The 9,083-nt window shown below is 67.6% G+C and carries 8 protein-coding genes and 1 pseudogene; 2 read left to right on the top strand and 7 right to left on the bottom strand.

The window, feature by feature from the left end; genetic code table 11:
- Nucleotides 1-159: 159 nt before the first annotated feature.
- The 7 genes from ABT342_RS37435 to ABT342_RS37465 form a co-directional block, all read right to left on the bottom strand.
- Nucleotides 160-756, bottom strand: a complete 597-nt coding sequence (locus ABT342_RS37435; RefSeq protein WP_351583865.1) for an AAA family ATPase — start codon at nt 754-756, stop codon at nt 160-162.
- Nucleotides 757-791: 35 nt separating this feature from the next.
- Complete coding sequence (locus ABT342_RS37440; RefSeq protein ID WP_351583868.1) at nt 792-998, bottom strand: hypothetical protein; 207 nt, start codon at nt 996-998, stop codon at nt 792-794.
- Nucleotides 998-2,512 carry a transposase gene (locus ABT342_RS37445; RefSeq protein ID WP_502965685.1) on the bottom strand — a complete coding sequence of 505 codons (1,515 nt, stop codon included), beginning with the start codon at nt 2,510-2,512 and terminating at the stop codon, nt 998-1,000. The genes ABT342_RS37440 and ABT342_RS37445 overlap by 1 nt, the downstream gene beginning before the upstream one ends.
- Before the next feature lie 616 nt (nt 2,513-3,128).
- Entirely contained in the window at nt 3,129-3,875 is a 747-nt protein-coding gene (locus tag ABT342_RS37450; protein ID WP_351583874.1) for an ATP-binding cassette domain-containing protein, read from the bottom strand.
- Complete coding sequence (locus ABT342_RS37455; protein ID WP_351583877.1) at nt 3,872-4,483, bottom strand: hypothetical protein; 612 nt, start codon at nt 4,481-4,483, stop codon at nt 3,872-3,874. The genes ABT342_RS37450 and ABT342_RS37455 overlap by 4 nt, the downstream gene beginning before the upstream one ends.
- Nucleotides 4,444-5,703, bottom strand: coding sequence for a hypothetical protein (locus ABT342_RS37460; protein ID WP_351583880.1), 1,260 nt, complete (start codon nt 5,701-5,703; stop codon nt 4,444-4,446). Before ABT342_RS37460 ends, ABT342_RS37455 begins: the two co-directional genes overlap by 40 nt.
- 85 nt (nt 5,704-5,788) lie before the next feature.
- Entirely contained in the window at nt 5,789-6,226 is a 438-nt protein-coding gene (locus ABT342_RS37465) for a hypothetical protein (protein ID WP_351583883.1), read from the bottom strand.
- A 573-nt stretch (nt 6,227-6,799) separates the two neighbouring features.
- Here ABT342_RS37465 and ABT342_RS37470 point away from each other — a divergent pair.
- Together ABT342_RS37470 and ABT342_RS37475 are read left to right on the top strand one after the other, a co-directional pair.
- Nucleotides 6,800-7,142: pseudogene (locus ABT342_RS37470) on the top strand (helix-turn-helix domain-containing protein); the annotation flags it as partial.
- 704 nt (nt 7,143-7,846) lie between these two features.
- Nucleotides 7,847-8,959, top strand: a complete 1,113-nt coding sequence (locus ABT342_RS37475; RefSeq protein ID WP_351583885.1) for a S1 family peptidase — start codon at nt 7,847-7,849, stop codon at nt 8,957-8,959.
- Nucleotides 8,960-9,083: the final 124 nt, after the last annotated feature.

Here is a 9,083-nt window from a genome sequence, read left to right on the forward strand (position 1 = left end):
GGTCGTGGGCGAGGGCGGCGGGCGCGCCGTTGGCAGGGCTGGGGTCGACGGTCAGACGTCCGATGGCCGGGTCGTGTGCGGTATGCGCGGCGGCCGTCCAGCCGGGGTGGTCGTCTTTGTCGACGAGGACAGTGACGGATGGGAGGCCACCGGCCGTCACTACATGCCGCCGATCTTGCTGTAGACCCAGAGCACGAGGTTTTCGTCGACCTTTTTGCGGTTGAGTTTCTTCATGCCGGCCAGGATGTGGGTGGTGATGTTGGCCCAGTTGCGGAAGCTGCCGTGGGCGGCCTGCTTGTCGATCGCGTCGATCAGCGCGGTGTCCACGTCTGCCCAGACGGGGTGGAAGGCGGGGATCGTGGCCCGTACCTCGTCTTTGGACATGCGGGTGAACTCCTGCCAGATGAAGATCCTGGAAGCCAGCATGGGTTCGCGGCGCAGGACCTTGTAGCAGCCGTCGCCTCCGGCGAAGATGACGGCGATGTTGGTGCGTTTGTCGTCCCACAGGTGGCGCCAGAACTCGAACCCGGTCTTCTTCATCCACTGCGCCTCGTCACAGACCAGGACCCGGAACTCCTCGGCGAGCGCCTCCTTGAGGAGGGTGTCGAACTCGATCGGGCGGGCAGGCGGCTCACCCGGCAGCCCCAAGGCCTGGAAGAGACCATGGCGGATGTCGCGCGGGGTCGGTCCGGCCCGCAATTCCAGGCGGTGGGTGATGTCCGGGGCGAGGTGGCGCAGCGCGGAGTTCACCGACATCGTCTTGCCCGACCCTGCAGGCCCGTAGACGCACATCATGGCCTTCGCCTCGATACCGACATCGTCTTGCCCGACCCTGCAGGCCCGTAGACGCACATCATGGCCTTCGCCTCGATGACGGCCTCGATATTGTCCCGGGTGGTCAGCAGCGTGTCGGTGCCGACCAACTGAGCCTGCTCCAGACCCAGGAAGTGGTCTTCGCTCTCGTCGGGCAGCAGCCCGTAGTCCAGATCAGCGATCATCAGCTCTTGTCCTCATCAGGAGTAGGTGTGCGCGGGGGCCTGGGACGGGCCCAGGTATCGGGCGCGGGGCCGTGCGGAACGAGATCGGGACGGGCCAGCGCACGGCGGTCCGTCTGCGCCGCCGCGCCCAGCTCCTCTTCGGCCTGCGCAGCGGTCGACGAGGTGAGTGGCCTGGGCGGGGCGGCGGTGGTGGACGCTTCGAAGCGCTGGCGGCGCAGCTTCTCCGCGGCCTTCAGGTCGGCCTTGAGCCGGCGGGCGGCCGCGGTCCGTGCGGCCTGGACGGAGCGGATCTGCTCCCGGCTCGCCGCCGCGGCCAGGAACGCCGACCCGAGGTGGCGGCCGGTCGCCGCGTCGAAGACTTCGATGGTGTCGTCGTGGTGGGGCAGGTGTCGTACCGAGACCTTGGTGCCGGTACGGCCGTTCATCCACGGGGCGAGGTAGTCGCGGCGGCGCCACCGCACCCCGCTGGTACTGATCGTGTACGTGCGGCCGTTGTCTTCCAGGGCGAACGTCGCCAGCTGCCCCGCGGACACGTCCGTGAGCGGGGTCGCGTCGGCTTGCCACGCCTGGAGGGGGGTCTTTCCGTTCAGTGCGGACGGATGGTGGCGGGTGTTCCACCAGGTCACCCAGTCCAGCAGCAGCCCCACGAACGCCTCATACGTCAGGGGCGGGGCGCCGGGGTCGGCGAGCCGGCCGCGGTTGAGTTTCTGACGGCCGGTGTAGCGGGGGAGAGAGACGAGGAACATCTCCTCCACCGCGTCGTTCAGCGCCTCGATCGTGCCCTTCAAGTGCGGGCTGTAGGCGGGCAGGTCGGTCACGGGGACGGCGAGCGCGCCCATTGCCGCGGTGACCGCCCGGCACAGGAACTCCTTGCCGCGGTCGACCCGGATCTGACCGGGCAGCCCGCCCACCGGCCCGAACGGCTCGCCGCGGGTGATCGCTATCCGCAAGGACGCCAGCACCGCGTCCCGGCTCGGAGCGTGCGCGGTGACCGCCACCCCGGCGATCGCCTTGGTGGCACAGTCGATGAACCAGGTCACCCACGGCGTGGCCAGCTCACCTTCCACGTCCACCTCGACGGGCACGTGCTTGTGATCGCCTTCCCACACCGCGTTGCGGTGGGTGGCCGGACGCTGCCCGAACACGTCATGCGCGCGGCGCGCCGCTTCCCCGGTCTTGAGGCCGGCCCGTTCGCCGCGGGTGAGGTCCCGGCGGATCGCCCGGTGCAGCGTGGAGAGCGACGGCACCGCGGGCGCGTCGGGGTCCTCGGCCGCCCGCTGTACCAGCTCGGCGTGGACCCGGGAGGCGTTACCGCCCCACAGCGCCAGCAGCCGCCTCACTTCCGTGGTGACCGTGAAACGGGACGACTCCACCCGGGCGAGGCGGTGATCCTGGCGGGCAGCGGCCAGCCACCGCCACACCGTCCGCTCCGACTTTCCCAACGCCTGTGCCACCAGGCGCACATGCGCGGCTGTCAGCTCTCCACGCCCGTCGAGGTTCAGCAGCCGGGGCATTGCCATGGCCCGCCCCGATGCCGGCGGGAACACGGCCATCGGAGTGTCTACGGGATCCTCGCCATGGCTTCCCGGCATGTGTGGCCCCTCTGCGCCGAGTACGGGACAGCACGGCCTGCCGTCCTGGTCCCAGGTATCCCAGCCCTTCGGCACCCAACTGACCGGAATCGGCATACGACTGACAGCAGCCATCGTCATCCGGTACAGCCGTGCCCGCGCACGGGCCGCCGATCTGCTGGACGGCGTTCTCGCGGACGTCGGAGAGCTGGCGGGTGCACTACGGATGACCGGTTCGATGACCAGCCTCGTTCACCGTGTGGAGAGGTCGAAGCCCTGGAGCCGGCCGGACTCCAGCGCTTGGTCCTCGCCGCCGTCGACCCGTACATCGACCGCCGTGGCTCGCGCGGCAGATCGCTCGCGAGGAGGAACAGTGCCGCGCCCTGGCCGATTTCCTCGATGGCTGGGGGGAGCTCTTCCGCCGCGCAAGCACCGCACGGAGCAGGCGCCCGTGAGCCGCCGGGGCCCGGACCCTGTCCACCCCGAAGCGAGTCAGGGGCCAAGCCGCTCCAGGCCCCGCCCGGTCATCGGGGCCCGCAGAGGCCGTCAAGGGCCGACGTCAGCCGCTGGTGTTGCCGTCGGGGTCGAGGATTGTCGTGTAGGCGGCTTCGGCGGCGCGGCCGGGCGCCGTGTTTGGCGGGGTGTGGGCCAGGAACTCCTTGGCTGTGCCGTGCTGGAGGATCCGGCCCGCGTGCAGGACGGTGACATGGTCGGCTTCTTCGGCTAGGTCCTGGGTGTCGTGGGTGGACATCAGGATTCTCACCTGGCCGGTCAGGGATGCCAGCACGTTGCGGAAGGTCCGGCGCTGCTGCGGGTCAAGTCCTGCGGTCGGCTCGTCGAGTAGCAGGACTTGGGCGTCGTGGACGAGCGTGGCCGCGACGCCCAGGCGTCTCAGCTGTCCGCCGGAGAGTCGGTGGGTCTTTACCGCGGCTTGTTCGGTGAGGTTGACCCGCTCGAGCGCGGTTGCGGCTTTCTCGTGTGCCGTGGAGGTGGCCATGCCCTTGAGCCAGCCCGCGTAGGCGACGTACTCGCGTGCGGTCAGCTGCGGCATCGGCTGTATGTGCTGCGGCAGCCATCCGACGGCGTGCCGGTAGGAGCGGGCGGTCGTGGGTACGTCGTCGAGTGTGACCGTCCCGTGTGCGGGGCGGACGGTGCCCGCGGCGAGTTTCAGCAGCGTGGACTTCCCGGCGCCGTTGGGGCCGAGGAGCACGGTCAGTCCGGCGGGGAGGGCGTAGGTGAAGTCGGTGAGGATCGGCCGGTTCCAGCGCCGGTAGGCGTAGGTCACGTTGTCGAAGCGGATCGTCATGTCGGTTCCTGGCGGGTGCGGGGGAGAAGGGTGAGGCCGGCCGTGAGCATGACCACAGCGGCGATGGCGGCATGGACCGCGGTAGCGGGTTCCGGCAGGACGGTCCACGGGTCGGGGTCGGGATAGGGACGGTGCGAGAAGAACACGACCAGCGCGATCCAGGTGAGGGGGACCATGACGGCCGCCTGCCGTGCCCACGGCCGGGCCAGGAGCATCAGGCCGGTCAGGAACGCGATGTTGCGGGCCACCGACATGCCTGTGGGTGACCAGAAGAGCCCGGCGAAGACCAGGCAGCCGGCGAGAGCGGCCAGGACGAGCAGCACGTCACGCCCTGGGACGAAGCGGACGGCAGTCATCTCGAAAGCGGCCAGCCGCGAGTCCAGGGACAGGGACAGCGCTGCCACGGCGGGGATCGGCAGGAACACGGTCAGTACGGCCCGCTGGCTGTTGGAGAAGAACGACGGGAGCATGACGGACTGGCCGCCGATCCACACCGCCAGCCCCATCGACACCATGGCCAGCGCGGTGAGCACCGTGAAGGTCCGGCGGGTCTTGAGCCACCATCGCATCAGACCGTGCACGCCTTCCTGGAGGTGGTGGTGAACCATTCGGCCTGCTCGTTGGCCGGTCGGCTCAGCACGCCGCGCAGGATGCCGTCGACATCACCCGGCGAGCCTTCCCGGTCGATGGCTGCGCGTAGTCGTTCCCATGACGGGGTGGTGCCGGTGACGTGAGCGGCCCATGCGATGACCACGCGGCGCAGAAGAGGGTCTGGACTCGGGCAGTTCATACCTGTCGCGGCGATGGCGACGGCGAACGCGGCGTCGTCGCGGTCGGTGGCAGCGGTCAAGGGGACCCGCCAGGTCGAGGCTGTCGACGGGGTGGCGAAGCGTCCTTCGGGCAGCGTGTCGATGACGGTCTCGGGCCGCAGGGGGACACCGGCCGCGGCGAAGTCGGACAGGACTCCTTGGGTAGCTTTCACGGCTTGGGACAAAGCGCCCGCTGTCTGCTCCGGCATGCACACGGCCGTCTGTCCCGCGTCTTGGCACTCCATGGTGACGGCGTACGTCTTGAGCGGTGGGGTGTAGTCATAGTTCTTGACCGCCTTGTACGTGCTGGATACTCCCGCGGCGGCAAGGGCCAGTGCGGCAACAGCTGCCACCCGGCGTCGCACCGGCAGCCACCCCACGATCAGCGCGGCGGCGAAGCTGCCGGTGAACGCGACGTGCGGCCACAGCGCCCCCCACGCGGGTGCCTCGCCGAACATCAGCTGTTCGGGGAACGCGCCCGACACGTGCCGCACCCAGGGAGAGTCCACGGTCACGGTGAAGGCCACTGCCACCCAGGTCACCACCGCGAGGACCGGCGCGGCGATCACCTTCGGCACCCACCGCCCGACGGCGAATCCGATCACCGCGTGCTCCACGCACACGATCATTCCCACAACCAGCGCAGAGACGCTGTCCCACGTCGGCCACACGCCCTCCACCGTGAGCGCGGCCAGCACGGGAAGGGCCAGCATCGTCCAGGCCAGTGCGACGATCGGGAGCAGCGCCTGGGCGGCGACTCGGTACCGGGAGCGGGCATTGTTCATGTCCCAGACACCGGCCTGCCGCAGGCTCGCGGACACCCATGCGGCCAGGGCGGAGGTGACGGCGTAGGCGAAGGGGTAGGCGAAACGCAGCGGGTATGACGTGATCTCAGGCGCGTATGCGAGGTTGCCGGGTGGGGGATGGCCGGGACCGAGGTAGTACAGCAGTGGCAGCGCGAGGGCGACGGGCGCGGCCCACACGGCGGGCGAAGTACGAAACACTACGGTGATCTTCACGGTCTTCCCGTCGGTGCGGTGAACGAGACGGCAGGCCGCCTCCCTCCAGTCTGTGGGAGGCGCCTACCGGTTGGCGCGAAATCCCTTAGTCGGCAGCGGTGTTGTCGACCATGATGACCTCGACGTCCAGCTTTCCGACGCCGCCCCTGACGGCCTCGACGCTGAAGTAGTACGAGCCCTTCGGCAGGTCCTTCCACTCACCGTTGCTCTGGTGCATGTAGCCCTTGAAGCACTCGGAGAACGTCTTGTTGTCGTAGTCGGTGTCCGGCCAGTTATCGACGACCCGGTGCATCTGTACGTCCGTGTTGTACGGATAGCTGCCGGACGAGGACCGGGTCCCGCTGCAGTTCCTGTACAGCACCTGTGAGTACTGCTCGTCACCCCATCTGCGGGACTCCATTCCGGCGGTGGCGTCGCGCCAGTAGCTGCTCCACAGGAAGTCCTCCGCTGTGGCCGCCGATACGGACAGCAGTGTGACCGCTGCTGTGATGACACTGATTATTCCCGCGCGTCGTATTCGCACGCGTTCAACCTCCATCGGTTAGCAGGGGATTTCTCACTTCTGAGGGGCTTACGGAATGGTCCTGGGGTTCCAGAAATCCGCCTGGCCAGCGACGCGCCCGCGGAGAGGACGTCGAACCCCCTCGCACCCTCTGGACCAGCCAGCGGCGATGGCACGCTCACGTGCCCCCCCCCACGGTGCTCATCCGCCCATGCACGCAACTGCGTGCTCGTGCGCCCCAGACTGTAGGCAGGGATTGCTATCGCTGTGTACCCAGTCAGGCCTTAAGGCTGAAACCGTGCGCATCGATGCCGCGGATCCCGGCCGAGCACAATCGCTCGGCAACCGGCAACTTCGGCGTTGCGATTTGCCATCACGTCGGAAACGGGAATGGCTTGTTCCGGGACGCTCTCGGCTGTGGGGTTGCAAAGCCCCTATCGGCGATTCTGGGGCCTATTCAGCTTCAACCCCTTCTTCATTGAGCCCTTTCCAACCTGATGGTGTGGCCGGGTGGTTGGTGGGCTGTACGAACTGGTGAAGCTCCTGGCAGACGGGTTCACAACCAAGATCACCCGTTTCGACCAGGAGCTTCGTGTGCTTGTCTACCCATCGGCGATCGATCTGTCCAGTGACCACCTGCGCCACCTCGCCGGGCACCTGGCGGCTCGTCGCCGCGAGATCGGCACCCGATGGCGGCGCGTCACGCCGGGCCGCCAGGCTATCCTCGCCCTGGACCGCCTGCGGCTGTGGCGACACCTACGAGCTCGCCGCTGGGTTCGGCATCGGGATCGCGACTGTCTGCCGTTACGTACGCGAGGCGATAGAGGTCCTGGCCACGCTCGCGCCCAGCTTGTCTCAAGTGATGCGGACCGCGGGCCGACGGGCCTTCGTGATCCTCGAGGGAACTCTGCTGCCGATCGACCGGATCGCCGCCGATACCGTGGGTGCTGTTGTGTCGCCGCTGATGGTGGTGCGGACCACGTTCCCGGCGGCGTCCACCAGCGCAGCCGGACATCGGGCAGCCGGTGGCCGCCCTCCTCGGCGCGTACGGTGCCCCGCACCTGCAGACCGGCCGGCCCTGTGGCGCGGGGGAGCCTGATGCCGTACGCGACCGGGGTGGCCGCCGCCATGACCGTGGCGGCCGGGCCCAGGCGGGGATCTGCCACTCGGTGGGGCGGGGGTGGTCCGCGTCTTCATGGGGTCATGGTCGCGCAGTCCACTGAGAACGCCACCAGAGGCGACAGCACCCTCGTGATCACTTAAAAGCTGTGTCGGGTCCTGACATGGCAAGCGGAGAGTGGCGCCCTCGCCTGGGGAGCGTCGTCACACCCATCAGCTGCGTCGATTTCGAGGTCATCTCCCCTTTACGGGAAAGGTTCAGGCCAATCTTGCTCTCGGGCGGTACAGAACCACCGTGCGGACCTGGCTGAAGAGCCGCCGGAAATGGTGTTCGAAGTTGTGGCATCTCAGCTTGTGAGCCACCCATAACTGGCCATCTCAGAACGGGAACATGCCATTTCGCTAGTCCGACGTCTCGCTCCTACCTAGCGTCTCTGTGCGCGTACTGTGCATCTGCTGTCACAGGAGTCACGGTTCGCGCGACCGATTCATTGGTCCCGAGAAGCTCCTGGAGTTCACACAATGAGACGTGCTCGCAAGAGACTCGCGCAGATAGCCTCTGCCACGCTCCTGGTCACCATCGCCGCCACACTGCCGGCATCTGCTGGCGAATCCCCAAAGCCGCTCACTTCTCCCACCCGGGCGGCGGCGCTGGCACAGCAGCTCGGCGACGATCGGACCGGCGGCGTGTACTACAAGGATGGGCGTCTCGTCGTCGCGGTCACCGACCAGGCCGCCGCGCAGACCGTCCGGGACGCGGGCGGGACCGCGAAACTGGTGACCCGCAGTGCATCTGAGCTTGCGTCCATTCACCGCCGGCTTGACCAGCTGGGGAACATCCCCAATACGACGTGGGGGGTCGAGGCCAGCACCAACCAGGTGAGCGTTGAAATCTTCGACGGGGTAACACCCGCAGGCCAGGCCAGGATTGAGAAGGTCGCGGCGGCTCACCCGGCTGCCATACGCATCAACAGGGTTGACAGCAAGCTGAAGTTCAAGGCTACCGAATTCCGGGGCGCCAATGGAATGACCTCCAATGGCTGGCTGTGCAGTGCCGGGTTCAACGTCAAGAACCGCTCGGGGACGGTCTATACGCTCACCGCCGGACACTGCGTACCGGGTACCGGCAACACTTGGTATGTGCACTACAACAGCGTCAGGATCGGCACCCAGATTGTGTACAACTTCGGGACCGGCACCAGCGGCTACTGTGACGGTGTCACTCGCGGCTGCGACTATGCCATCGTCACGACGGACGGCCCCGACATCACTCCACTGGGGAACGTCCGGTTCGGGTCTCATGACGTCCGGGAGGTCGTTGACTCCCGCTACCCGGCGGAAGGGGAGTCCGTCATTAGGGCCGGGGTCAACAGCGTGGACACGACGGGCCACGTGACCAAAGCGAATGTGACCGTCAATCTTGACGGCAAGACGATGCACTCCATGATGGAGACGAGCAACTGCGCTCTGAGCGGCGACAGCGGAGGGCCCGCGCTTCATGGGACAACGGCCCTGGGTCTTCTCTCCGGCGGCACTGACGAGACGGTGTGCAACTCCACCTCCAGTGGCACCTACCGGAACTACTTCACGAAGGTGCAGACGGTGCTGAATGAGCGCGCGCTTCACGTGTACTGACCGCGCTACCCCATCCCACTGCCACAACCGGTGAACCTATCCAGGCCCGGCCACGTCACAGGGACAGAACAGCCCGCTACCGTTCCGTTCATCCGGGAGGTCACATGCGTATCAGGGCGTCGCG

This window comes from Streptomyces sp. NPDC000410, assembly GCF_040300305.1.
Taxonomy (GTDB): Bacteria; Actinomycetota; Actinomycetes; order Streptomycetales; family Streptomycetaceae; genus Streptomyces.

Excerpts from the sequence above, each read along its gene's own strand:
- ABT342_RS37435 (WP_351583865.1), bottom strand. The coding sequence starts at position 756 with ATGTCGGTGAACTCCGCGCTGCGCCACCTCGCCCCGGACATCACCCAC.
- ABT342_RS37445 (WP_502965685.1), bottom strand. The coding sequence starts at position 2,512 with ATGCCCCGGCTGCTGAACCTCGACGGGCGTGGAGAGCTGACAGCCGCG.
- ABT342_RS37475 (WP_351583885.1), top strand. The coding sequence starts at position 7,847 with ATGAGACGTGCTCGCAAGAGACTCGCGCAGATAGCCTCTGCCACGCTC.
- ABT342_RS37455 (WP_351583877.1), bottom strand. The coding sequence starts at position 4,483 with ATGGTTCACCACCACCTCCAGGAAGGCGTGCACGGTCTGATGCGATGG.
- ABT342_RS37450 (WP_351583874.1), bottom strand. The coding sequence starts at position 3,875 with ATGACGATCCGCTTCGACAACGTGACCTACGCCTACCGGCGCTGGAAC.
- ABT342_RS37440 (WP_351583868.1), bottom strand. The coding sequence starts at position 998 with ATGATCGCTGATCTGGACTACGGGCTGCTGCCCGACGAGAGCGAAGAC.